Source organism: Massilia rubra, from assembly GCF_011682065.1.
Taxonomy (GTDB): Bacteria; Pseudomonadota; Gammaproteobacteria; order Burkholderiales; family Burkholderiaceae_D; genus Telluria_A; species Telluria_A rubra.
Genome location: NZ_VUYU01000010.1, coordinates 139,723 through 163,124 on the forward strand (window position 1 = coordinate 139,723; position 23,402 = coordinate 163,124).

A 23,402-nucleotide genomic window follows, 5' to 3' on the forward strand; every position below is an offset into this window, starting at 1 on the left:
CATGAGTGGTTTTAATTCCGGCGACGCCGCCGCACTGGGCAAGGTCGGCGTGCTGTTCGGCGGCCGTTCGGCCGAACGCGATGTGTCGATCATGTCGGGCAAGGGCGTGCACGCGGCGCTGCAAAGCAAGGGCATCGACGCCCATTTGTTCGACACCGGCGAGCGTAGCATCGCCGACCTTGCGGCCGAAGAATTCGACCGCGTGTTCATCGCGCTGCACGGCCGCTTCGGCGAAGACGGCAGCCTGCAGGGCGCGCTCGAGCAGCTCGGTATTCCGTACACCGGCAGCGGCGTGATGGCGTGCGCGATCGGCATGGACAAGATATACACCAAGATGATCTGGCTGATGCGCGGCCTGCCGACGCCGCGCTACGCGTCGCTCGACGCCAGCACCGACCTGGCGCAGGTGGTGGCCCAGCTTGGCCTGCCGCTGATCGTCAAGCCGCCGCACGAAGGTTCGAGCATGGGCATCACCAAGGTGCGCGCCGAGGGCGACCTGAAGGCGGCCTACGAGGTGGCGGCCGGTTTCGACGAGGTGGTGCTGGCCGAGGAATTCGTCACCGGGCGCGAGCTGACGGTGGCGGTGCTCGGTCGCGGCGCGCATGCGCGCGCGCTGCCGATCGTCGAAATCGTGGCGCCGGACGGTAATTACGATTACCAGAACAAGTACTTCACCGACGATACCAAGTATTTTTGCCCGGCCGTGCTGGACGAAGCGACCAGCGCGGAAGTGTCGCGACTGGCGGTGGAAGCCTACCGCGCCATCGATTGCGAAGGCTGGGGCAGGGTCGATGTGCTGCTGCGCGCCAGCGACAACAAGCCGTTCCTGATCGAGGTCAATACCTCGCCGGGCATGACCAGTCACTCGCTGGTGCCGATGGCGGCGCGCGCGCTGGGCATCAGCTATGAAGACCTGTGTGTCGAGATTGTTCGTTCGGCACGCTTGAAAATGGCCCAGGGCCAGGGTTAATACAGTAATGTGGCATGACGTACGCTCTTTGAACGCAACCGCGAGCGGCTTGATGGCCGCCGTGGTGATCGCTTGCCTGGCGTCGGGTGTGTGGTGGCTGTCGCAGCTGCCCATGTTCACCCTGCGCACGGTGCGGGTCGACAGCGTGCACGCGACCGGGCTGCAGCACGTGAACAAGCTTACTTTGCGCGCCGGCGTGGTGGGCCGCATCAAGGGGAATTTTTTCACGACCAACCTGGAACAGGTACGCACCGCCTTCGAAGCGGTGCCCTGGGTCAGGCGGGCCACGGTGCGGCGCGAGTGGCCGGACCAGCTGATCGTGGAAGTCGAGGAGCACGAAGCGCTCGGCACCTGGGGCGAGGATGGGCGCCTGTTATCGGTCAAGGGCGATGTATTTACCGCCAACCTGGCCGAGGCGGACGAGGACCATCCGCTGCCGGCTCTGGACGGGCCGGAAGGCAGCGAGAAGGAAGTGCTGGCGCGGTTCATCGAATTACGCGCGATGTTTGCGCCGATCGCGCTGGTGCCGGAAAAGCTGGACCTGTCGAACCGTTACGCATGGACCGTGAAACTCGATAACGGCATGAGCGTGGCGCTGGGACGGGAGCAGGACAAGACGACATTCAAGCAGCGGGTGCAACGGCTGGTGGGGATTTATCCGCAACTGGCCAACCGCCTGCAGGATGGCATCGATACGATCGACATGCGCTATCAGAACGGCCTGGCGCTATCCGCCGCCGCCCTGGTACTGCCCGACGATCCGCACAAGCCTGTGAAGGCGGTGGCAAAAAAAGCAGTAAAACCGAACAGCAGATCAACCAGCAGCAAAATCAAGCAAAGACAGTAGGCGACAGCACATGACAAAAGACGCGAAAAACCTGATCGTCGGCCTCGATATCGGTACCTCGAAAGTGGTGGCCGTGGTGGCCGAGGTGATGTCCGACGGGCGCCACGAGGTGATCGGACTGGGTCAGCACGAGTCGCGCGGACTGAAAAAAGGGGTGGTCGTCAATATCGAGGCGACCGTCGAATCGATCCAGCGCGCGCTCGAAGAAGCCGAGCTGATGGCCGACTGCAAGATCCGCAATGTCTACGCGGGCATCGCCGGCAGCCATATCCGCTCGTTCAATTCGAGCGGCATGGTCGCGATCAAGGACAAGGAAGTGACCGCCACCGACGTGGCGCGCGTGATCGAAACGGCCAAGGCGGTCAACATCCCGACCGACCAGCAGTTGCTGCACACGGTGCCGCAGGAATTCATCGTCGACAGCCAGGAAGACGTGCGCGAACCGATCGGCATGAGCGGCATTCGCCTGGAAGTGCGGGTGCATATTGTCACCGGTGCGGTGTCGGCGGTACAAAACATTGTAAAGTGCGTTCGCCGCTGCGGCCTTGAAGTATCGGACCTGATCTTGCAGCCGATGGCCTCGGCCGATGCGGTGCTCACGCTCGACGAAAAGGAACTGGGCGTGGTGCTGATCGACATTGGCGGCGGCACCACCGACATTGCGGTGTTTTCCGACGGCGCGATCCGGCATACGGCGGTCATTCCGATCGCCGGCGACCAGATCACCAACGACATCGCGATGGCGCTGCGCACGCCCACTTCCGAAGCTGAAGAGATCAAGATCCGCTACGGCGTGGCCAAGCAGGTGCTGGCCGATCCGCACGAATCGCTCGAAGTGCCGGGGCTGGGCGACCGTGGTCCGCGCAACCTGTCGCGCCAGGCGCTGGCGGCGGTGATCGAGCCGAGGGTCGAAGAATTGTTCGCGATGGTGCACCAGGTGGTGCGCGAGTCGGGTTACGAAGGAGTTCTGTCGTCGGGCATCGTGCTCACCGGCGGCACCGCGATCATGCCCGGCATGGTGGAGATGGCGGAAGATATTTTCCTCAAGCCGGCGCGCCTTGGCACGCCGGATTATCGCGGCCAGCTGGCCGACGTGGTGCGCAGCCCGCGCTATGCGACCGTGCTCGGGCTGCTGCTCGAAGCGAAGAAGCAGTATCTGCGCGGGCATATCGTGACGCGCCAGGATGGCTCCGTCAAAGCGGTCTGGCAGCGCATGAAGGAATGGTTTTTAGGGAATTTTTAGGTCGGCACGAATTGAAATACAACGTACACGGGTTCTTGTTATTTAACGGTTAACGCAGTTTTCAATCTCCAGGTTTCATACCACTATGAGTCCTGGCGCTTGGAAACCGCACTTTGATTAGGAGTTCATCATGGAGTTTGATATGGTCGATAACGCAGCACTAGGAACCGTCATCAAGGTCGTCGGCGTCGGCGGAGCAGGTGGCAATGCGGTTCAGCACATGATCAACAAGGGCGTGTCTGGCGTTGAGTTCATCGCGGCCAATACCGATTCGCAGGCGCTGGCCAAGTCCAGCGCGCACAACATCATCCAGATCGGCGAGTCGGGCCTGGGCGCCGGCATGAAGCCGACCGTCGGCCGCCAGCTGGCCGAAGAATCGCGCGCGCGCATCGAAGACGCGCTGCGCGGCGCGCACATGGTTTTCATCGCGGCCGGCATGGGCGGCGGCACCGGTACCGGCGCGGCGCCAATCGTGGCCGAAATCGCCAAGTCGCTCGGCGCGCTGACGGTGGCCGTGGTCTCCAAGCCGTTTTCGTACGAAGGCCAGAAGTGCATGGACGTGGCCGAGAGCGGGCTGGAAGAGCTGTCGCTGCACGTCGACTCCCTGATCATCATCCTCAATGAAAAACTGGAAGAGATCTACGAAGACGAATCGATGATCGAGTGGATGCGCCACGCCGACGATGTGCTCAACAACGCGGTAGCCGGTATCGCCGAGATCATCAACGTGCCGGGTCACATCAACGTCGACTTCAACGACGTCAAGACCATCATGGGCGAGCAGGGCAAGGCCATGATGGGCACCGCCACCGCCAGCGGCGTCGATCGCGCCCGCATCGCGGCCGAGCAGGCAGTCGCTTCGCCGCTGCTCGACGGGATCGACCTGTCGGGTGCGCGCGGGGTGCTGGTCAACGTCACCGCCAGCCGTGGCCTCAAGGGTAAAGAGATCAAGGAAGTCATGGCGGCCGTGCGCGCGTTTGCAGCGCCCGATGCGTCGATTGCGCAAGGTATCGCGTACGACGACGAAATGGGCGACGACATCCGCGTGACCGTGGTGGCGACGGGCCTGGGCAAGGCCAAGAAGGCCATGCAGCTGGTGCAGCAACCGATGCTGCGCACCGGTACCCACAACGGCCCGGCCATGTCGGCCGGCGGCGTGGGCGCGACCGTGGGCGTGTCGATGGGTTCCGGCTCGGCCAGCGGCCACGCCATGGAAGGCATGAAGCAGCCCGCCGTGTGGCGCCGCGAGCAGGCCTCCGAGCAGGTCCAGGCGATGCAGCGCAATGGCGTGGAAACCTACGACATTCCGGCCTTCCTGCGCAAGCAAGCCGACTAAGCCGGCCGCAGTGCTGGGTTGAAGAAGCCGGGAACTTTCCCGGCTTTTTTTATCGGTACGACGCCGCGCACGGGGAACTGTGCCTGATCGCAGCGCCCGCTGCCTGCAAGATCGGGCAGGATCAGGCATACTAGTCGTCTTATCAACCCTACATTATGGAGCCTCGAATGACTATTAAAATCGGCGACCGCCTGCCGGAAGGCACCCTCTCTGAATTCGTCGAGACCGAAACCGAAGGCTGCTCGCTCGGCCCGAACACTTTCCAGGTGGCTGATCTGGTCAAGGGCAAGAAGATCGCCATCTTCGGCCTGCCGGGCGCCTACACCCCGACCTGCTCCGCACAGCACGTGCCGGGCTACGTCAAGCTGGCCGACGAACTCAAAGCCAAGGGCGTCGACGAAATCTGGTGCATCTCGGTCAATGACGCTTTCGTCATGGGCGCCTGGGGCCGCGACCAGAAAGCCACCGGCATCGTGCGCATGATGGCCGACGGTAACGCCGCCTACAGCAAGGCACTCGGCCTGGACGCCGACTTCTCCAAGTTCGGCATGGGCACGCGCTCGCAGCGCTACTCGCTGCTGGTCGACGACGGCGTGGTCACGCAATTGAACGTGGAGCAGGGCGGCGCTTTTGAAGTGTCGAACGCCGAAACGCTGCTCAAGCAAGTCGCTTAATCCCTACCTGTCACCTCTGTCGCACAAACGGCGCCGCGGCGCCGTTTTTTATATCGCCATGCATATTCAAACCGAAACGCCACGCCAGAGCGACGTTATCGCCATGCTCGAACGGCTGGACGCCTATTTTGCCGCTCTTTATCCGCCCGAGAGCAACCACCTGATGGACGTCGACTCGCTCTGCCAGGACGGCGTGGTGTTCCTGGTCGCGCGCGATGCCGAAGGCCGCGCGCTTGGCTGCGGCGCTTACGTCGACCGCGGTGGCTACGGCGAAGTCAAACGCATGTACGTCGAACCGGCCAGCCGGGGCCAGGGCGTGGGCGGCAAGCTGCTGGGCGAGATTGCGCGCCGCGCGGCGGCCGCCGGCCTGCCGGCGTTGATGCTCGAAGCGGGCATCAGCCAGCCGGAAGCCATCGGCCTGTATGAGCGCGACGGTTTTATCCGCTGCGCGCCGTTCGGCGACTATCAACCCGATCCGCTGAGCCTTTTCATGGTCAAGCGCCTGTGATGGCGCGCAGCGGCAATCTGCGCGCCATTTACGCGATGCTGATCGCGGTGGCCATGTTCTCGCTGATGGACACGGTGATGAAGCTGCTGTCGGCGCATTATCCGGCGCTGCAGGTGGCCGCCATGCGCGGCCTGTCGTCGCTGCCGCTGGTGCTCGCGTACGTGGGCTGGCGCGGCGCGTTCGCCAGCGCCTTGCAGGTGCGCTGGCCGCTGCACCTGCTGCGCGCGGGCCTGAGCATCACCATGCTTGGCCTGTTCGCCTTCGGCCTGCGCAATCTGTCGCTGGCCGAAGCGTATTCGATCTTCTTCATCGCGCCCGCCCTGATCACCGCCTTGTCGGTGGTGTTCTTGAAAGAGAGCGTCAACCTGGCGCGCTGGATCGCCATTGCGGTCGGCCTGGGCGGGGTGCTGGTGGTGCTGCGCCCGAGCGGGACCGGCATGCTGACCCTGGGCGGACTGGCGGTGCTGGGCGCGGCGCTGTGCTACGCGGTGTCGGCCATTACCACCCGCATCGTCGGGCGCACCGACCGCTCCGAACACATGGTGCTGTGGCTGATGGTGTTCCTGGCCATTGGCGCGACCACCCTGGCCGCGCCCAACTGGGTGGCGGTGCGCAGCGCCGATGTGTGGCTGCTGTGCGGCCTGTCGCTGACCGGCTTCCTGGGGCAACTGGCGGTGACCGAAGCGTTCAATTCCGGCGAAGCGTCGCGCGTGGCGCCGTTCGAGTATTCGGGGCTGGCCTGGGGCGTGGGGCTGGACTGGATCCTGTGGCGCACCCTGCCCGACCAGTACACCCTGATCGGCGCGGCCATCATCATCGGCAGCGGCATCTACCTGGTGCGGCACGAGCGCGCGCACGCCCAGGCCGAGCATCCGTAAGCGATCCGGAACGGCTGGCGGCACCGGCCGATCAAGTTCGCTATAATCGCCGGATGTTAAAACAAAGAACCGTCAAACAACTGGTGCGCACCGTCGGCGTGGGGCTGCACTCCGGGACCAAGGTCGAGCTGACCCTGCGCCCGGCCGAGATCGACACCGGCATCGTGTTCCGCCGCGTCGACCTGAACCCGGTGGTGGAGTTTCCGGCCAGCGCCGGCGTGGTGGGCGATACGCGCATGGCGTCGGTGCTGGTCAAGGACGACGCGCGCGTGTCCACGGTGGAGCACCTGATGTCGGCATGCGCCGGGCTCGGGATCGACAACCTGTATGTGGACGTGTCGGCCGAAGAAATTCCGATCATGGACGGCTCGGCCTCGTCGTTTGTCTTTTTGCTGCAACAGGCGGGCGTGCAGGAGCAGGGCGCGGCGAAAAAATTCATCCGCGTGCTGAAAGACGTGGAAGTGCGCCAGGGCAGCGGCGCCAACGAAAAATGGGCGCGCCTGACGCCATACGATGGCTTCAAGCTCGATTTTTTCATCGAATTCAATCACCCGGCGGTCGACGGCACGACCCAGCGCGCCTTCGTCGACTTTGGCGATGTGTCGTATGTACACGACGTGGCGCGCGCGCGCACCTTCGGTTTCATGCAGGACGTGGAAAGCCTGCGCGGCATGGGCCTGGCGCGCGGCGGCTCGTTAGAGAACGCGATTGTGATGGACGAGTACCGCATCCTCAATTCGGATGGCCTGCGCTACGACGACGAATTCGTGCGCCACAAGATACTCGACGCGATCGGCGACTTGTACCTGGTCGGGCACCCGCTGCTGGCGGGGTACGAGGCGCACAAGTCGGGCCATGCGCTCAACAATCTGCTGCTGCTGGAACTGCTCAAGCATCCGGACGCGTACGAGATCGTGGCGTTCGAAAAACCTGGCAGCGCCCCGGCCTCGTACGTGCGCCAGATGGCGCGCGAGTGGGCGCTTACCTAGCCTAAACCGTCGTCCCAGCGCGGATTCCGATCAGCGCTGGCGCGCCGCCATCGCCTTGACGGCGGCGATCAGGGTGGCGTTGGCCTTGGTTTTCGGCAGCGCGTCACCGAGCGCTTCGAACGCCGAGCGCGCCGTGCCGGGCAGGATCAGCTGGTGCGTGTGCACCACTTGGGGAATGCTGCGCGTGACCTGCACCTTCAGTTTGATGTCGTCGATATGCCAGCCGCGCTTTTGCAGCGCCCCTTGCAGCTTGGGCAGTTGCTGTTTGAGCTTGGCGGCGACGGCCGAACTGGGCGTGGCCAGCACCAGGCGCGCGTCTTCGAACGAGAGCACGTCGCAATTGCCGAACATCGGCGGCAGCGCTTTGGCGCAGTCGCTCTGCAGGCTGGCCATGCGCATCGCCGTCGGCAGCAGGGCCGCCATCTTGTCGTTACGCTTGAGAAAATCAGTGGCGACAATCGACGTGCGGCGCGTCTTGGTTCCGTAGATATGCATAAGGCGCAACATATCACAGCGCGCGGCGTCCCGCTACCAGCGCGTCCCGGAGTCATTTTATTAACTTTGTTTTGCCCCTGCCCCTTGAGTTCCGGGCCAATATCCCCAAGTGTGGCCGTATCGCATGATAAAATCACAGTCTTTTTTGCATAGTCGGCCGTTGGGTGATATGTTTTTGCTATCATTGCGGCTTCTTTTTGCGGCGTTTTTTTCAAGAATTCAAGCATGTCATTACTGACCCAGATTTTCGGTAGCCGCAACCAGCGGCTGCTCAAGCAATATCAAAAAACCGTGCGCGAGATTAACGCGCTCGAGCCACAGATCGAAAAGCTGTCGGACGCTGAACTCCAAGCGAAGACGCCGCAGTTCAAGGAGCGCGTCGCGAAGGGCGAAACGCTCGACCAGCTGCTGCCGGAAGCGTTCGCGGTGTGCCGCGAAGCGGCCAAGCGGGTGCTCAAGATGCGCCACTTCGATGTGCAGATGATCGGCGGGATGGTCCTCCATTACGGCAAAATCGCCGAGATGGGCACCGGCGAGGGCAAGACGCTGATGGCGACCCTGCCGACCTACCTGAACGCGCTGTCCGGCAAGGGCGTGCACGTCATCACGGTCAACGATTACCTGGCCCAGCGCGATGCCGAGTGGATGGGACGCCTGTACGGCTGGCTGGGTCTCACGACCGGCATCAACCTGTCGCAGATGGATCACAGCGTCAAGCAAGCCGCTTACGCCTCCGACATCACCTATGGCACCAATAACGAATTCGGTTTCGACTACCTGCGCGACAATATGGTGTTCGAGGCCAGCGAGCGCGTTCAGCGCAGCCTCAATTTCGCGGTGGTCGATGAAGTCGATTCGATCCTGATCGATGAAGCGCGTACGCCGCTGATCATCTCGGGCCAGGCCGAAAACCACACCGAGCTGTATCACCAGATTAACTCGCTGCCGGCCATGCTGACCCTGCAGATCGGCGAAGAAACGCCGGACGGCAAGGGCGAAGTGTCGGTTCCGGGCGACTACACCAAGGACGAAAAAGCGCACACGGTGCTGCTGACCGAACGCGGTCACGAGAACGCCGAGGCGATGCTGACCAAAATGGGCCTGCTGCCGGAAGGCGCCTCGCTCTACGACGCCGCCCACATCACCCTGATCCACCACCTGTACGCGGCCCTGCGCGCGCACGCGCTGTACCACAAGGACCAGCACTACGTGGTGCAGAACGATGAAGTGGTGATCGTCGACGAATTCACCGGCCGCCTGATGACAGGTCGGCGCTGGTCGGACGGCCTGCACCAGGCGGTTGAAGCGAAGGAAGGCGTGCGGATCCAGAACGAGAACCAGACCCTCGCTTCGATCACGTTCCAGAACTACTTCCGCATGTACGCCAAGCTGTCCGGCATGACCGGTACGGCCGATACGGAAGCGTACGAATTCCAGGAAATCTACGGTCTCGAAACCGTGGTCATTCCGCCGAACCGTCCGTCGCAGCGCAAGGACCGCCAGGATCAGGTCTACAAGTCGTCGGCCGAGAAATACAACGCGATGCTGATCGATATCCGCGATTGCTACGAGCGCGGGCAGCCGGTCCTGGTGGGCACCACCTCGATCGAAAACTCCGAAATGCTGTCGGGGATCCTCGACAAGGCCAAGCTGGCGCACAACGTCCTCAATGCGAAGCAGCATGCGCGCGAGGCCGAAATCATCGCCCAGGCGGGTCGTCCGAAGATGATCACCATCGCCACCAACATGGCCGGCCGTGGTACCGACATCGTTTTGGGCGGTAACGTCGAAAAGCAGATCCAGATCATCGAAGCCAATGCCGCGCTGACGGATGCCGACAAGGCGGCCCAGGCCGAAACGCTGCGCAGCGAGTGGAAGTCGCTCAACGAGCACGTGGTCAAAGCCGGCGGCCTGCACATCATCGGCACCGAGCGTCACGAATCGCGCCGCGTCGACAACCAGTTGCGTGGTCGTTCCGGCCGCCAGGGCGATCCGGGTTCATCGCGCTTCTACCTGTCGCTCGATGATGCGCTGCTGCGCATTTTCGCGGGCGACCGCGTGCGCGCCATCATGGACCGCCTGAAGATGCCGGAAGGGGAACCGATTGAAGCGGGCATCGTCTCGCGCTCGATCGAATCGGCCCAGCGCAAGGTCGAAGCGCGCAACTTCGACATCCGCAAACAGCTGCTCGAATACGACGACGTGGCCAACGACCAGCGCAAGGTGATCTACACCCAGCGTAACGAATTGCTGGAAACGACCGACATCGCCGAACTGATTGCCTCGCTGCGCGCCGGCGTGTTCACCGATGTGGTGCATGCCTACGTGCCGGAAGAATCGGTCGAAGAGCAATGGTACATCGCCGGCCTGGAAGCGACCCTGGCCAACGAATGGCAGCTCAACGTGCCGCTGGCGCAAATGCTGGCCACCGATACCAGCATGACCGACGACGACATCCGCGAGCGCGTGCTGGCCGCGGCCGACGCCTCGTACGACAGCAAGATCGCGATTGTGGGCAAGGAGTCGTTCGGCGGCTTCGAGCGCAACGTCATGCTGCAAAGCGTGGACAGCCACTGGCGCGAGCACCTGGCGGCGCTGGACCACCTGCGCCAGGGTATCCACCTGCGCGGCTATGCGCAGAAGAACCCGAAGCAGGAGTACAAGCGCGAAGCGTTCGAGTTGTTCGGATCGATGCTCGACATGATCAAGAACGAAGTGATCCGCATGGTCATGACGGTAAGGATCCAGTCGCGCGAAGAGATCGATGCGGCCGAAGCGGCAATGCACCAGTCGCACGTCGAAAACGTCAGCTACCAGCACGCGGACTTCAATCCGGACACGGCGCCGGAAGACTTGCTGGCGCCGGTCGGCGTGGTGGGCGAAGACGAGATGCTCGGACCGAAGGTCGGCCGCAACGACCCATGCCCTTGCGGCAGCGGCAAAAAGTACAAGGCATGCCACGGCAAGCTCGCATAAAGCGCCCGGCATGACCGACAGGGGAGGCGGAACGTGATGTTCTTCCTCCCCTTTTTTTATGGCCGCGGACAGTTCGGCGCGGCCGTATCGCCATTAGGTCCCCATTATTTCAGGAGAATTCCATGACTGTTCCGGTGAACCGCACCATGCTGGCGGCGCTGACGCTGCTCGTTGGCGGGATGGCGCTCGCCGCGCCGGCGATCGAACAAATTTTGCCGCCGGCGGGCTTGTACCGGCTCGATTCGGCATCGACCAGCAGCCTGCCGGCGCCGGCGCCGGCCAACCGGGTCGATACGCGGGTCGATGGGGCCAGCGGCGACATCGTGCGGCGCGAACGGGTCGCCGGGGCTGACTCGGGCGAGAAGGTTTATGAAGGCAAGGGACCGGTAACGCATTGCATCCGGCCGCGCAGGATCTCGGATGCGCTGTATTCGTCGGCGGTGGCGCTGGCGTCCTGCCCTGACCAATCGAGCCAGGTGGGCGCGGATGGGGTGCTGGTGCATACGGCGAATTGTCCGGCGGCGGTGGTGACGCTGACCATCCGGCGCATTGACAAGGTGACGTGGGAATACGACACCGTCAGCGCCACCCGGGCCAGCGATCCGGCGGCCGACCTGGCGTGGATGCGCCCCGTGCTCGAACGCGAGGCGGCACAGGGCAAGACGCCGGAGGCACGCGCCAGGGCGGCGCAGCAGCTGCTCGATTTGCCACGCTTGCAGCGCGAGCTGGCGGAAAAGCAGGTGGCGGTCAATGTGGCGTTTTCGAAAGCGCTGCGCAATGCGAAGACGCCCGAGGAGGCCGAGGCGGTGCGCGCGGCGATGGCGCAGTCGGGCAAGTCGGTGGCGACCGATACGCGCCAGCGGGTGCGCTGGACGCGGATCGGAAATACCTGTGCGGCTGGCAGCGGCGGCTGAATCGGTGTAGCGGCGTCGCGCGGGCGCCACGTTTGCGGCATTGCGTACAGGTAAGGAAAGAAGAGTTGATGGTACGCAATAATGGCGTGGGCGCTTCCTGCAATGGTTAGGTTTCACCGCCAACCAAGAGGACGTCATGAAAGCCATTTTTGCCGCTGTCGCCGTGTTTGCAGGCTTGCTGCTTGCATCGGTGTGGACCAAGCCGTCCCATATGCCGGGTGGGTCCGGGCTGACTGTGCAGCGCTCGGACAAGCCGTGTCCGGCCAACAGTTTCTTTGCGGGGACGCATTGCGCCTGTCCTGAAGCGACCAGTTGGACCGGTGCCGAGTGCATGCAGGTGTGGTCCAATTCGGACCGCAAGTTGGCTGTCGTAGCGCCACCTAAGCCGAGCGTGGCCAAGTCACGCCAGGTGCTCACTTACTGAGCAATGAACCAGGCTGCAGGCCCCGTGAGGCGCCCCAGCCTTGTTTCGCCGGCTGCCGTCCTGCTCAGGTCTTCACTACTTTAACGAGCTCGACCCGGCGATTTTTGGCCCGACTTGCTTCGTCCGTGTTGGGCACCAGCGGCTGGTCTGCACCGTGGCCGGCAGCGGCGAGACGCGTCTTGTCGATGCCGCTGGCCAGCAGGGCTTGGACGACGGCGTCGGCACGCTGTTTCGACAACGCGCTGTTGTGCCCGGCGTCACCGACGTTGTCGGTATGGCCTTCAATCGACAGGCGAAGCGCGGGATCTGCCTTGAGGACGGTCGAAATTTCATCGACTGCCGCCTTGCCGTCCGCCTTGACGATGGCCTTGTCCGTATCGAAGTTGATATACAAGGCGATGTGGCCTTTGGCATCGAGTTCCGACTTGATTGCCGCAGCGCGCTTCAAGATCACCGGCGAGACCAGCTCCTTGGCTTGCGCAACGAAGATATTCGTACGCGATTCGTTCACCATCAGCACGATCCAGGAAATACCTTCGGTGGTGCGCAGGGCGTAGGCGTCATAGGACATTTCCCGCTCGGGGATGTGCAAATCTTTGCGTAGTTTTGGAGAATCAAATTCCTTGAGAAACGTTGGATCGTCTGGCGATACGCTGTTCACTTTGACGGCACCGAGTGCCTCGATAGCATTGGTATAACTACGGTGCGAAGCCAAGACAGTCAGATTCGCCTCCCGGTTCGAAAATAGAATTTCCGCATAACGTCCTTCCACAAAACGCACCTTGTTCTCAACAATGATGCCAACTCTGTCGAATTCCACAAGCTCCCCTCGATATTGATGTTTAGGGATTACTGCTGGATATTCAAAAAATGGGTAGGGCGGCACCGCAGCTGTGGTAAGGGGAATCTTATCCAAGATATCGCTTCTTGCGAGAGTGGGCGGCTCGGCATTTGCGGATCCCGAAATAGGAGAGTTTTCGAGGGTGGCCGGCGGACCAAGTGGAGCAGCTGACAATGTCGGCGGCGATGATGAAGTGGCAGGAAAAGGCTCCGCAGGGCTAGCGCTCACTGAAGGAAGCGTGGGCTCGGTGCGATTGGTGGGCGTTGTGCCAGTGTCGGATTGGCGTGAGCACCCAATAAACAGCGAGGAGACTACGGCTGCTGCCGGCAGTAAGAAATACGAATGGATTGCCATGATGTGCCCAGTTAGGTTGATAGGATAGTATCGACTGAAGATGCGCCAACAAAACCTGATTTAGAGCGATAGGAGAATCGATAATTCTGCCGGGCATAAGGTCGGCATGGCGCTTACGCAAAAAAATTTCGCTCCGAAGCGATAGAAAATTCGAGCAGCGGATATTTTCGACTTTTGTATTCGTCCACTTAACTGATAGAGATTCTAGCAAGAACTATTCGACTTCAGCCTTGACTTTCCTCAGAAAAACATCTGCAGAGCGATTCAGATCCATACGCTTCGCCTTTGGCAAGCTACGTCGGCAGGTTCCTGTTAGGGAGATTCAATAGCGTTTACTCATGCCGGCTTGCTAATTATACGCAACTGAGGAAATTTCAATTGGGAAATATATTTTCCAATTTGCAAACATGAATGAGGATATAGATCAAAACATTGAACTTATGATCAGCTAATCTGACTCAACGTTTTCTTCCAGGCACAATTTCATAGACGATCGTCTGGGGGTTGAATCTGGATTATATGGCAATCGCAGTTGTCACATCGACTATCAAGCATCGCAGTATTATGAGGTGAAAGGAGGTTGAGCCAGATTTGCAACACTTATGGAAAAGTTTTGGAACAATTTGATCTAGGTTAAACACGTTGCATTCAGGATTTTTCGTTTCCTATTACGTGAGTATAGTTCGTCCAGTTCGTGTGGTTTCTCTCGATTAATCTTAATGGAGTCAACATGAATAAGTTCATTACGCGTCGTCGTCAACTCGGCCAAGGCATGACTGAATACATCATTATCGTCGCGCTGATTGCTATCGCCGCCATTGGGGTATACCAGGCCTTCGGAGACGTGATCCGTGGCCAAACAGGTGTCGCCGCCTCGACCTTGGCTGGGGCAAAGAATGAAGGAGCGCGAAAGGTCGTGACTGACGGGAACACGGCAGCAAATGCTAGGGCTAAAAGCCTCCACTTGGATACCTACGAGTCGACTGCCGGCGTCAAATAATATCGGTAGTACTAGTTGATTTCTTGATCTCGGGGGAGCGTCCCCCGAGACATAATCGCCGGGGGCGGTGTGCGAAAAATCAGAAACTATCAGAACGGCCAGGCTCTTGTCCTATTCCTTGCCTTTGCTGCTGCGCTGACCGGGATCATGCTCGTGGCGTTCAATTCCGGGCAGGTGAGCAACGCAAAAATGCGCGCTATGAACGCGGCTGACGCTGCTGCCTACAGCGGTGCTGTGTGGCAGGCGCGTACTCTTAATTTTCAGGCTTACATGAACCGGGCCATGATCGTCAATGAAGTGACGATCGCCCAATCCGTGAGCCTTCGTTCATGGATTGATTATTTGGCGGAGCTTGTCAGAAATGTCAGTCATATAGCAAAACTCTACCCGCCAATTTATGCGGTAGTGCAAACGGCTGCCCGAGTATTGGAGCGTGTGAACAACCAAGTGCAAACGCATTTTCCGCCAGTTGAAGACGCGTTACGCACCCTTAGTTATTTGGAACACAATGCGCAGAAGAGTTTTAATGGCGTTGGTGTCGTAATAGCAATGGATATTGCTAATGAGATCGCAAAAAAGAATGGGGCCAGTCTGACTCTGGGCGATGTAGCCTTATTCGAAAAAAACCTTGAGTATTGGGTAAAATTCACCGAAACGTATGACAAAAATAATCGGCCTTCCATTGGCCCAAAGGACGATGGACGCAAGCGTTTGCGCGAAGTGGCGCTTAATTCACGCGACGGATTCACTCGTGCACGCGACTGGAGTCTTAATGTTTCTTTGAGTTTCCGTAAGCAGGGTGGCACAGATTTGATTGATTACGATTCCTGGAAGGCAATGGATTCTGTCGCGGTAAGCATAGGAATACCACCCATACAATTAAAGTTTCCCTTAGGCTGGGGAGGCGCACAAGCTTATTCGACGAGAATGCCTGTGAAAAAAATTGGTACGCATGGTGACATCAACGATTGGAACGCTATTGATGGCCTACTTGCACGTGACGCTGCAGAAAGTAAAATAACTGCTAATCCACTTAAATTGGGATCTAAGCTAGTTGATTTCCCTGGTTATCGAGATGTGCAGGAATTCGACGCCGGAGAGCCAAAATCTAACATGCTCCCATTCGCTGTCGAAGTGGTTATAAAAGAATCTGCGATTCCCTCGGCTAATAGTGAGTTCGGGGCGAAAGCTGCTTTGACGAATGGCGTCATGCTTGAACACGACCCCCAGTATGTCGCTAACGGAGGAGTGTTTGCGATTGCGGAAGCGTGCGTAGCGTTCCAACGTCCCTTCAATCATCCGCGTCTGGATGGCGCGACAGAATTTCCGAGCCTGTTTAATCCTTACTGGAGAGCATCACTTGCGACTGATGATTTTCGCTCTATGGCTCTTGTTAGAGTGGCAAAAGGACTGTTCCCGATGAGGGTGTCTGGTAAAGGATCATGCCGAGTATGAAAACCCCAGCCGCGTTGAAAATGGTGTCATATCTATTCCTTGGGTGCGGAGTTCTCATCGCATGTGGGGATGATAGTCCACCTGCTCACACCTCGTCGATATCTCCAACATTATCTCAAATTAGAGATAGTTATGAATTGATCACCGTACACCGGCCAACTTCAATCGAAGATTATGTCAATCTACTGAGTGTGCCATACAAAATGTGCAGAGCACTGGCTCGGGCTAAAAATCTTCCCGTGAAACCGTTTCCAGTTATTCCTGAGAACTTCGTGATGACACGCACCACCATCATCAGTGACGGTAAATCGTTCAGGACTACCGAAGAGGGTTTCGGTGTTGATATCGACGGGGTAACGCCAGAAAACGGTTGCGAAACGAAATTCGGCGGCGGTTCAAACACATGGGTAGCACACAACGGGTTTGAATATGTACTTGATGATCAGACTCAGAGCCAGGCGGAGTCAGAGCGAGCGAAGTATGAAGCTAAGCCTTATGATCCACAGAGTGCGTCAGGATATTCAATCTCCAAAAAAATAAACAATATTGCCGTCAAATGCACTGATGAGAGCGATTTAATGGTTGCGGGAAAGATTGTCGCTGAAATGTGCGTTCTCGATCCGAAACTTGGAAGAATAGCGATGTCAGACGGAAAGCCTCCTATCGTCTACTCGCGTGATCTGCCAGGAAAGTCGGTGTTTGGTAGCCCAATGATCCTTGAGCCAGTGTCTTTGAAAGTCGGCATCAAGGTAAGTCCAACAATCTTTGTCAATGCGAGCGCCAAATGATGAGATCGCGTTTTGTTCGATATCAGCACGGCCAAGCGATGGTGGAAATGGCTGTTGTGGCGACTTTCGTGGTCATGATATTTTTTGCTATCTTCTATCTCGGTAAGTTTCATGACATTCAGGCAAGCACTATTCAGGCCGCGCGCTATGCCTCATGGGAGCGAACGGTACGCCCATCCACGTTTAGTGAGAGCAAACTTCAGGAACAGACGCGTTCCCGACTGTTTAATTGGAATTCCGACGCATTCAGAAGTAATGACGGCGCCACCGACAGCGCCGCGTGGGGCGGCCAGACTGAGATATGGAAAGACCACTCGGGCAAAATACGTCTAGTTGACAATCCTAGCGACGTATCGGTCCGTACAGTGCGCGGCGACCTACCCGGTAAGGCCGCTAGCGTGACAGCGGAGGTGATGGGTATAGTAACGGGATTTCTCGCGACAATATCCGACGGCGAAAAACTCCCCGAAGGCGGCCTGTACACCAGCACCGTCAGCGTCAAACTGAGCAACGTGGCCTCACTGCCCGCACCGCTCAACGAGCTCAACCTCACACTCAACGAAACCTCATCGTTGATTACCGACAACTGGGATGCGAACAGTCCGTCCCAGGTCGCCGAACGTACCCGTGTCTTCACCGGAGCCGGGCTGTTCCATAGGATAACGCCGGTGATCAAGGCCGCCAGCTACCTTCTGGTGCCCCTCGAACCAGCCTTTCGGCATTTCGAACCAGGCAAGATCTGCCCCGACATCGTCCCCGCCGATCGTGTCACAGGCAGCAATCTGCCGGCCTACGGGGGCGCTCAATGTTTCTGACAACGATGACGGCCCGCCTCGTACTTGTCCTGATGGCGCTCGCACTCCCTGGCGTCGCCCGCGCCGGCTGGCAAGACATGCCCGACACGGTGCAGCTGCAAGCGATGGGCGACACCTTGCAGGTCAACGGCACGCCGATGCAAGTGCGCGCCTTCGCCTCGAGGCTCGCTCTCGACGCACTATTACAGGACGTCGAAACCCGCTGGCGCCGCTCGCCGGGCGAAGTCAAACGCTCAGTCAACAGCGCCTGGACCGTCCTCAATCAACCCGTCGGCGCGCAGCACCGCAGTTTTCAGGTGCGCCAGGCCAGCGCCTCGACCATCGAAGGCTTCGTCGCGCTGACATCCCCGTCGGCCACCCGCGAACCGAAGCTGGCAGTGCGCCTGCCGCCCGATATGACCGCTGTTTCCATCATCGATTCGGTCGACCAGGGCCGCGCATCCCAGCAAGTGATCGCCGTGTCGAAGCGTTCGATGACCGCCACCGCTGCCTCGCTTGAAGCATCCCTCAAAGCGTCGGGTTGGGAACGCCACCGCTTCAAGGCGGAACCCACCGGCATCGTGTTCGCCGCCAATAAGGGCAAGCAGCAGTTCGACGCAACCCTGACCGCGCAACCGAACGGTTCGATCGTGATGATGAATACCCTTCTTAACTAAGCCGCCAGGATGAACCGCATGCGCCGCCATCAATCGACTTCCACCGCAGCGCCACCGCCGGGCACACGCCAGCGCGGCCAGGCCATGATCGAATACCTGGTCGTGACCAGCACCGTGGCACTGGTCCTGTTCATCCCCACCGCCCTGACCAACGACATGTCGCTGGCCGATTACCTCGCGCGCGCTGTGCGGGCATTCTTCCGCAGCTACAGCTTCATGATGTCCGTTTCTTAACCCACTATCCGAATGCGTCCCTTGAAAATCTCTAAAAATACCCTGTTGCTGGGTGGCGCGGTTGGTCTCGGCATCGTGTGCTTTGTCGGCGCCAACTACTTCCTGCGCGCCCATCTCAGTCGCGAGGAAGCCAGGCTCGCCGGCGACTACCAGACCAAGAAAATCCTCGTGGCCAAGGCAGACATTCCGGCCGGCGCCACGCTCAGCGGCGACAATCTGGCGGTGCGCTCGGTGCCGGAGCGCTATCTGAGCAGTACCGTGCTGGCGCCCGATTCTTTCGATATGGTGCAGGGCCAGAAAATCATGGTGGCGCTCAAACCCGGTGACCCGATCGACCGCGGCGCGCTCGAGCGCGGCGACCACGCGGCCCTCTCGACCACCGTCGCCAAGGGCGAGCGCGCGATCACGTTTCCGGTCGACGAAATCAGTTCGATCTCGGGCATGCTGGTCCCGGGCGACATCATCGACTTGCTGTTCACCGGCCCCGGCACCACCACCAATTCCTACAACCAGCCACCCGAAGCCGACGGTCAGGCGCGCGCCCGGGAGCTGCTGCATGTGCGCCTGATCATGCAGGCGGTATCGGTCATGGCGACAGGTAAAACCACCCAAAAGCGTGTCGTGCGCACCGAAGGCGGCGGCGAACGCGAAGTCAACGCGGAATTTAGCACCGTCACCTTGAACGTCGGCCCGCGCGACGCCGAGCAGATCCTGCTGGCCCAGCAAATCGGCAAACTGACTGCGGTGCTGCGCAACCCGGAAGACAAGGATGTGCTCAAGCGCGTCGTGCTCGACGAGGCGACTTTCAAGCAGGTGGAAGGCGCCCCGCCCAAGCCGGACGAGGGCCGCTTTATCGAGATCATTATCGGCGGCACCGGCACCGCCGGCGGGGCGCGCGTCAAGTCGCCCGAGGGCGGCGAGGCGCTGGTCAACCTGCTCAAGGAGATCGCGCCGCGCCCGGCAACGCCGGCCGCCGCACCCGCGCCGGCGCCAGCGCCCAGCGCGGGCAATGTGCATCACCGTCTCGGCCTTGTACCGGCGCCGGCGCCGTCGCTCACTGCCGCGGTGTCCCCCATCAAACCATAAGAACGGACCAACCAAGTGATCAAAGCACTCGTCGCTACATTGAGCATCCTGGTGATGCTGGCCACGCCGGCACATGCCGCGCCACCGACGACGATCGATATGTTCGTCGGCGAAGCGCGCGTGCTCCCCTTGTCGCCGTCGCGTATCGCGATCGGCAACGGCAAGGTGATCTCCGCTTCCAGCCTGGCCAATAACCAGATGCTGGTGCTGGCCGAAGCCGGCGGCAGTACCACCTTGCACGTCTGGCTCAAGGGCGGCGGCGAGAAAATCATGACGGTGCAGGTGCGCGAGGCGAATCTGGCGGCCACGCTGGAAGATATCAACCGGCTGCTGGCCAATGTCCAGAATGTCCGCGCCCGCGTGGCCGGCGCCCGCATCGTGCTCGAGGGCGAGATGGTCAGCGATATCAACCAGGAACGGGCGCAGTCGATCCAGAAGATGTTCCCGGAGCAGGTGGTCAATTTCGTCGGCAAGGTGGGCTGGGAAAAAATGGTCTACCTCGACGTCAAGGTCCTCGAACTGACCACCAAGGGCTCGCGTGACCTCGGCATCCGCTGGGACTCGAACGTCAACGGGCCGCATGCGGGCATCATCGCCGATTTCTACAGCAACCCGACGTTTCGCTACCTTCCCCCCGCCGGCAGCAGTGGCATCGATATCGCCGACGGCGCCCTGGCCAACAAAATCTGGCCGCCGAAAGGCTTCATCAACCTCACGTCGCTGATTACCTCGCGCATCAACTTGCTGGTGCAGGATGGCGAAGCCCAGGTGCTTGCCGCCCCCAGCCTGAGCACGCGCAGCGGTTCGAAAGCGCGCTTCGTGGCCGGCGGCGAAATCCCGCTGCCCAGCGTCGATGCGCTTGGCCGCACCAGCGTCGAGATGAAGGAGTATGGCGTCATCCTCGATGTCACGCCGGTGACGGACGAATCGGGCGCCATTTACGCCAAGGTCGACGTCGAAGTGAGCAGCATCGACCGCTCGGTCACGGTGCTCGGCGTCCCTGGCCTGCTCAAACGTAAATCGACCGCCGAATTCAATTCGCGCGACGGCGAAACCGTGGTCCTCAATGGCATGTACTCGTACGAGGGCGCGCGCGACACGCAGAAGGTGCCGGGGGCAGGGCAGATTCCTTTTCTCGGTGGCCTGTTCCGCAACAAGGCGACGGTCAGCGCCACGCGTGAAGTGGCCATCATGATCACGCCGCGCTTGGTGCAGGCCACCCCCAATCCCACTGCCGGGCCGGCGGACGTGAACAAGCAGAAGTTGTATGAATTCGACAAAGCCCTGCGCGACAAGCAGCTTGGGCCGAAGCCCCCCGCACCGCTGACGATGACGGAATAATCCCATGATCACGATCGAATCCAGGCAGCCCGACGGCCAGTTCGCCGACTATCTCATCAGCAAAACCGCCGTGATCGGCGCCGAGGCAGCCTCGCCGATTCCGCTGCCCGCCGCAGCCGGAAAGGGCGCGCTGCGCCTGACCGTGGACGCGGAAGGCGGCGCCAGCGTGATCGACCTGGCCTCGCTGGCCGGGGTCTTCGTCAACGGCGAGCGGATCGTGCGCTACGGCCCATTGCGCGTGGACGACGCCATCATGGTCGGCGGCCAGCACCTGCGGGTCAAGGCGGTCGGCCTGGCGCGTGCGGCCGAACCGGTCAAGCCTTCCCTGTGCGACCCGGCCACGCCGGCCGCCGCCGCGCAGGCGCCGCTCCAGCCGGGCGAGGAGCCGCGCGGCGGCGCCCGCAGCGACGCCGCGCGCGCACTGCACCTGGCCCTGTCGCGCAATGCCGAGGTGCTGCACGCGGAGCTGATCCAGACACTCGACCTGCGCCGCCAGGATGTGACGCGCATGGGCGACACCGAGTTGCGCGGCGTGGCCGATAAGCTGATCCGCGAGTTGATGGCGAAGGTCACCCTGCCGGCCGTGACCGATCCCGATGAACTGGCCAGGTTCGTGCTCGACGAAGCGGTCGGCCTGGGCGTGCTCGAAAGCCTGCTGGCCGACGACTCGGTGACCGAGATCATGGTCAACGGCGCCCAGGATATTTTTGTCGAACGCGATGGACAGACGCGCCGCAGCGACATTGCCTTCAGCAGCGAGAAGGCGCTGATGGGCGTGATCGAGCGCATCGTCTCGCCCATCGGGCGCCGCGTCGACGAATCGTCTCCCTTGTGCGACGGGCGCCTGAAAGACGGCTCGCGGGTCAATATCGCGATCCGCCCGATCGCGCTCAAGGGGCCGGCGGTCTCGATCCGCAAGTTCGCCAAGCGCCGCCTGGGCGTGGCCGACCTGGTCAAGTTCGATTCGGTCGACGTCGCCATGGTCGCCTTCCTGCGCATTTGCGTCGAGCAGAAAAAGAACATCGTCATCTCCGGCGGCACCGGCTCGGGCAAGACCACGCTGCTCAATATTATTTCGAACCTGATTCCGCCCTACGAGCGCATCGTCACGATCGAAGACGCCGCCGAACTGAAGCTGTACCACGACAATCTGGTCACGCTCGAAGCGCGCCCGGCCAACGTCGAGGGGCGCGGCCAGATCACCATCCGCGAGCTGGTCAAGAATGCGCTGCGCATGCGGCCCGACCGCATCGTGGTCGGCGAATGCCGCGGCGGCGAGGCGCTCGACATGCTGCAGGCGATGAACACGGGCCACGATGGTTCGCTGACGACGGCCCACGCCAATTCGCCGCGCGATATGCTCTCGCGCCTCGAAGTGATGGTGATGATGGGCGGGATGGAGCTGCCGGTGATGGCGATCCGCGAACAGGTGGCGTCCGCGGTCCAGATCATCGTCCAGCAAACCCGCTTTGCCTGCGGCACGCGCAAGGTCACCAGCATCACCGAAATCACCGGCATGGAGCGCGGCGTGATCCAGATGCAGGAAATCTACCGCTTCCAGCGTCTCGGCTTTTACGATAACGGCAAGGTGCGCGGCCAGTTCGTCCCGTGCGGGAACGTGCCGACCTTTTACGAAGAACTGCGCGGCTTCGGCATCGACATCGACCTGACCACCTTTGGCGTCGACGGCGCCGTCGCGGCGGGCCAGGCCGGCCATGGATGACGCGCTGCTGCCCAGCGTGATCGCGGCCGGCATCGCCGTGGCTACGGTGCTGTTCGTGGCCGCCGTATGGATGCTGGGACGCAGCCTGGCCGCGTCTTACCAGGAAAAGGTGCTCGATACGACCAGCCTGAAGCTGTCGGACATGTTCATCTTCATGGACCCGCGCCTGCTGACCAAGCTCAGTATCATCGCCACCGTGCTGGTGCCTGTGCTGCTGCTGGTCTTGAGCCGCAATCCGCTGCTGGCCGTCGCCGGCGCCATGGCGTGCCTGGTCGGCCCCGGCCTGGTGCACAAGCGCCTCAGGGCGCGCCGCCGCAGGATGCTGATCCGCCAGTTGCCCGACACCCTGGACTCGCTGGTCGGCGCCCTGCGTTCGGGCATGAGCTTGCAGCAGGGGCTGGCGCTGCTGGCCGAGCAGTTGCCCAAGCCATCGAGCCAGGAGTTTTCGCTGCTGGTGCGCAAGCTGCGCATGGGCGTGGGCATGGACGAAGCGGTCGATGAACTGGAGTCGCGCATCGGCTCGCGCGAATACACGATGTTTGCCACCAGCATGCGCATCGCGCGCGAGGTTGGCGGCAACCTGACCGAGTCGCTCGAACGCCTGGCCGACACCATGCGCCGCAAACTGGCGATGGAAGACAAGATCGACGCCCTGACCGCGCAGGGCAAGCTGCAGGGCATCATCGTCGGCTGCCTGCCGCTGTTCCTGATGGCCGCGCTCAACGGCATGGAGCCGGAGGCCATGGCGCCGCTGTTTACGACCTGGATCGGTTATGGCGTGCTGCTGCTCATTTTCGTGCTCGAGTGCGTCGGGTTCGTCCTGATCCGCAAGATCGTCGCCATCGATGTGTAAGA

Annotated in this window: 23 protein-coding genes; 21 read left to right on the top strand and 2 right to left on the bottom strand. The window is 61.0% G+C overall.

The features are described 5' to 3' along the window. The first annotated feature begins 1 nt into the window (after position 1). The 8 genes from F0185_RS17130 (at position 2) to lpxC (ending at position 7,445) form a co-directional block, all read left to right on the top strand. A complete protein-coding gene (locus F0185_RS17130) occupies positions 2 to 970 on the top strand; it encodes a D-alanine--D-alanine ligase (RefSeq protein WP_167226393.1) in 969 nt (322 codons plus the stop codon). Positions 971 to 977: 7 nt separating this feature from the next. Beyond that, positions 978 to 1,817, top strand: a complete 840-nt coding sequence (locus F0185_RS17135; protein WP_167226395.1) for a cell division protein FtsQ/DivIB — start codon at positions 978 to 980, stop codon at positions 1,815 to 1,817. 10 nt (positions 1,818 to 1,827) lie between these two features. Next, complete coding sequence (gene ftsA / locus F0185_RS17140; RefSeq protein ID WP_054266460.1) at positions 1,828 to 3,060, top strand: cell division protein FtsA; 1,233 nt, start codon at positions 1,828 to 1,830, stop codon at positions 3,058 to 3,060. 130 nt (positions 3,061 to 3,190) lie between these two features. Further along, on the top strand, positions 3,191 to 4,396 hold the full coding sequence (gene ftsZ / locus F0185_RS17145) for a cell division protein FtsZ (RefSeq protein ID WP_166870608.1): 1,206 nt from the start codon (positions 3,191 to 3,193) through the stop codon (positions 4,394 to 4,396). 167 nt (positions 4,397 to 4,563) lie between these two features. Further along, entirely contained in the window at positions 4,564 to 5,070 is a 507-nt protein-coding gene (locus F0185_RS17150) for a peroxiredoxin (protein ID WP_167226397.1), read from the top strand. Between the two features lie 58 nt (positions 5,071 to 5,128). After that, complete coding sequence (locus tag F0185_RS17155) at positions 5,129 to 5,578, top strand: GNAT family N-acetyltransferase (protein WP_187362568.1); 450 nt, start codon at positions 5,129 to 5,131, stop codon at positions 5,576 to 5,578. Beyond that, positions 5,578 to 6,456, top strand: a complete 879-nt coding sequence (locus F0185_RS17160; RefSeq protein ID WP_229477070.1) for a DMT family transporter — start codon at positions 5,578 to 5,580, stop codon at positions 6,454 to 6,456. The genes F0185_RS17155 and F0185_RS17160 overlap by 1 nt, the downstream gene beginning before the upstream one ends. A gap of 53 nt (positions 6,457 to 6,509) precedes the next feature. Then, on the top strand, positions 6,510 to 7,445 hold the full coding sequence (lpxC, locus tag F0185_RS17165) for a UDP-3-O-acyl-N-acetylglucosamine deacetylase (RefSeq protein WP_167226399.1): 936 nt from the start codon (positions 6,510 to 6,512) through the stop codon (positions 7,443 to 7,445). A gap of 30 nt (positions 7,446 to 7,475) precedes the next feature. Here lpxC and F0185_RS17170 read toward each other — a convergent pair whose 3' ends face one another. After that, complete coding sequence (locus F0185_RS17170) at positions 7,476 to 7,940, bottom strand: DciA family protein (protein ID WP_167226401.1); 465 nt, start codon at positions 7,938 to 7,940, stop codon at positions 7,476 to 7,478. A 225-nt stretch (positions 7,941 to 8,165) separates the two neighbouring features. On the opposite strand from F0185_RS17170, the gene secA reads away from it, so the two are divergent. The 3 genes from secA (at position 8,166) to F0185_RS17185 (ending at position 12,254) form a co-directional block, all read left to right on the top strand. Next, positions 8,166 to 10,916 carry a preprotein translocase subunit SecA gene (secA, locus tag F0185_RS17175; RefSeq protein WP_167226403.1) on the top strand — a complete coding sequence of 917 codons (2,751 nt, stop codon included), beginning with the start codon at positions 8,166 to 8,168 and terminating at the stop codon, positions 10,914 to 10,916. 122 nt (positions 10,917 to 11,038) lie between these two features. Then, positions 11,039 to 11,830: a hypothetical protein gene (locus tag F0185_RS17180; RefSeq protein WP_167226405.1), complete on the top strand. Its 792-nt coding sequence runs from the start codon at positions 11,039 to 11,041 to the stop codon at positions 11,828 to 11,830. A gap of 136 nt (positions 11,831 to 11,966) precedes the next feature. Next, a complete protein-coding gene (locus tag F0185_RS17185) occupies positions 11,967 to 12,254 on the top strand; it encodes a hypothetical protein (RefSeq protein WP_167226407.1) in 288 nt (95 codons plus the stop codon). Between the two features lie 64 nt (positions 12,255 to 12,318). On the opposite strand, the gene F0185_RS17190 is transcribed toward F0185_RS17185, so the two are convergent. Then, entirely contained in the window at positions 12,319 to 13,170 is an 852-nt protein-coding gene (locus F0185_RS17190; RefSeq protein ID WP_167226409.1) for an OmpA family protein, read from the bottom strand. 1,009 nt (positions 13,171 to 14,179) lie between these two features. On the opposite strand from F0185_RS17190, the gene F0185_RS17195 reads away from it, so the two are divergent. The 10 genes from F0185_RS17195 (at position 14,180) to F0185_RS17240 (ending at position 23,400) form a co-directional block, all read left to right on the top strand. Continuing rightward, complete coding sequence (locus F0185_RS17195; RefSeq protein WP_167226411.1) at positions 14,180 to 14,449, top strand: hypothetical protein; 270 nt, start codon at positions 14,180 to 14,182, stop codon at positions 14,447 to 14,449. 69 nt (positions 14,450 to 14,518) lie between these two features. After that, positions 14,519 to 15,904 carry a pilus assembly protein TadG-related protein gene (locus tag F0185_RS17200; RefSeq protein WP_167226413.1) on the top strand — a complete coding sequence of 462 codons (1,386 nt, stop codon included), beginning with the start codon at positions 14,519 to 14,521 and terminating at the stop codon, positions 15,902 to 15,904. Next, complete coding sequence (locus F0185_RS17205) at positions 15,901 to 16,692, top strand: hypothetical protein (protein WP_167226415.1); 792 nt, start codon at positions 15,901 to 15,903, stop codon at positions 16,690 to 16,692. The genes F0185_RS17200 and F0185_RS17205 overlap by 4 nt, the downstream gene beginning before the upstream one ends. Beyond that, positions 16,689 to 17,507: a TadE family protein gene (locus F0185_RS17210; RefSeq protein ID WP_167226417.1), complete on the top strand. Its 819-nt coding sequence runs from the start codon at positions 16,689 to 16,691 to the stop codon at positions 17,505 to 17,507. The genes F0185_RS17205 and F0185_RS17210 overlap by 4 nt, the downstream gene beginning before the upstream one ends. Then, the gene (locus F0185_RS17215; RefSeq protein ID WP_167226419.1) at positions 17,498 to 18,163 is read left to right on the top strand and encodes a hypothetical protein; all 666 of its coding nucleotides are present in this window, start codon (positions 17,498 to 17,500) and stop codon (positions 18,161 to 18,163) included. Before F0185_RS17210 ends, F0185_RS17215 begins: the two co-directional genes overlap by 10 nt. A gap of 18 nt (positions 18,164 to 18,181) precedes the next feature. Then, positions 18,182 to 18,397, top strand: coding sequence for a hypothetical protein (locus F0185_RS17220; RefSeq protein WP_166894205.1), 216 nt, complete (start codon positions 18,182 to 18,184; stop codon positions 18,395 to 18,397). A gap of 21 nt (positions 18,398 to 18,418) precedes the next feature. After that, positions 18,419 to 19,483, top strand: coding sequence for a Flp pilus assembly protein CpaB (gene cpaB / locus F0185_RS17225; RefSeq protein WP_167226421.1), 1,065 nt, complete (start codon positions 18,419 to 18,421; stop codon positions 19,481 to 19,483). 15 nt (positions 19,484 to 19,498) lie between these two features. After that, complete coding sequence (locus tag F0185_RS17230; protein ID WP_167226423.1) at positions 19,499 to 20,824, top strand: type II and III secretion system protein family protein; 1,326 nt, start codon at positions 19,499 to 19,501, stop codon at positions 20,822 to 20,824. Positions 20,825 to 20,828: 4 nt separating this feature from the next. Further along, entirely contained in the window at positions 20,829 to 22,547 is a 1,719-nt protein-coding gene (locus tag F0185_RS17235; RefSeq protein WP_167226425.1) for a TadA family conjugal transfer-associated ATPase, read from the top strand. After that, positions 22,540 to 23,400 (top strand): type II secretion system F family protein, encoded by an 861-nt coding sequence (locus F0185_RS17240; protein WP_167226432.1) that lies wholly within the window; start codon positions 22,540 to 22,542, stop codon positions 23,398 to 23,400. Before F0185_RS17235 ends, F0185_RS17240 begins: the two co-directional genes overlap by 8 nt. Positions 23,401 to 23,402: the final 2 nt, after the last annotated feature.

Bases quoted from the DNA above. Each gene is read 5' to 3' on its own strand.
- F0185_RS17235 (WP_167226425.1), top strand. From the start codon at position 20,829: ATGATCACGATCGAATCCAGGCAGCCCGACGGCCAGTTCGCCGACTAT.
- secA (WP_167226403.1), top strand. From the start codon at position 8,166: ATGTCATTACTGACCCAGATTTTCGGTAGCCGCAACCAGCGGCTGCTC.
- ftsZ (WP_166870608.1), top strand. From the start codon at position 3,191: ATGGAGTTTGATATGGTCGATAACGCAGCACTAGGAACCGTCATCAAG.
- F0185_RS17155 (WP_187362568.1), top strand. From the start codon at position 5,129: ATGCATATTCAAACCGAAACGCCACGCCAGAGCGACGTTATCGCCATG.
- F0185_RS17220 (WP_166894205.1), top strand. From the start codon at position 18,182: ATGCGCCGCCATCAATCGACTTCCACCGCAGCGCCACCGCCGGGCACA.
- F0185_RS17170 (WP_167226401.1), bottom strand. From the start codon at position 7,940: ATGCATATCTACGGAACCAAGACGCGCCGCACGTCGATTGTCGCCACT.
- F0185_RS17160 (WP_229477070.1), top strand. From the start codon at position 5,578: ATGGCGCGCAGCGGCAATCTGCGCGCCATTTACGCGATGCTGATCGCG.
- F0185_RS17185 (WP_167226407.1), top strand. From the start codon at position 11,967: ATGAAAGCCATTTTTGCCGCTGTCGCCGTGTTTGCAGGCTTGCTGCTT.
- ftsA (WP_054266460.1), top strand. From the start codon at position 1,828: ATGACAAAAGACGCGAAAAACCTGATCGTCGGCCTCGATATCGGTACC.
- F0185_RS17135 (WP_167226395.1), top strand. From the start codon at position 978: ATGTGGCATGACGTACGCTCTTTGAACGCAACCGCGAGCGGCTTGATG.
- F0185_RS17130 (WP_167226393.1), top strand. From the start codon at position 2: ATGAGTGGTTTTAATTCCGGCGACGCCGCCGCACTGGGCAAGGTCGGC.
- lpxC (WP_167226399.1), top strand. From the start codon at position 6,510: ATGTTAAAACAAAGAACCGTCAAACAACTGGTGCGCACCGTCGGCGTG.
- F0185_RS17215 (WP_167226419.1), top strand. From the start codon at position 17,498: ATGTTTCTGACAACGATGACGGCCCGCCTCGTACTTGTCCTGATGGCG.
- F0185_RS17180 (WP_167226405.1), top strand. From the start codon at position 11,039: ATGACTGTTCCGGTGAACCGCACCATGCTGGCGGCGCTGACGCTGCTC.
- F0185_RS17150 (WP_167226397.1), top strand. From the start codon at position 4,564: ATGACTATTAAAATCGGCGACCGCCTGCCGGAAGGCACCCTCTCTGAA.
- F0185_RS17195 (WP_167226411.1), top strand. From the start codon at position 14,180: ATGAATAAGTTCATTACGCGTCGTCGTCAACTCGGCCAAGGCATGACT.
- F0185_RS17210 (WP_167226417.1), top strand. From the start codon at position 16,689: ATGATGAGATCGCGTTTTGTTCGATATCAGCACGGCCAAGCGATGGTG.
- F0185_RS17240 (WP_167226432.1), top strand. From the start codon at position 22,540: ATGGATGACGCGCTGCTGCCCAGCGTGATCGCGGCCGGCATCGCCGTG.
- F0185_RS17205 (WP_167226415.1), top strand. From the start codon at position 15,901: ATGAAAACCCCAGCCGCGTTGAAAATGGTGTCATATCTATTCCTTGGG.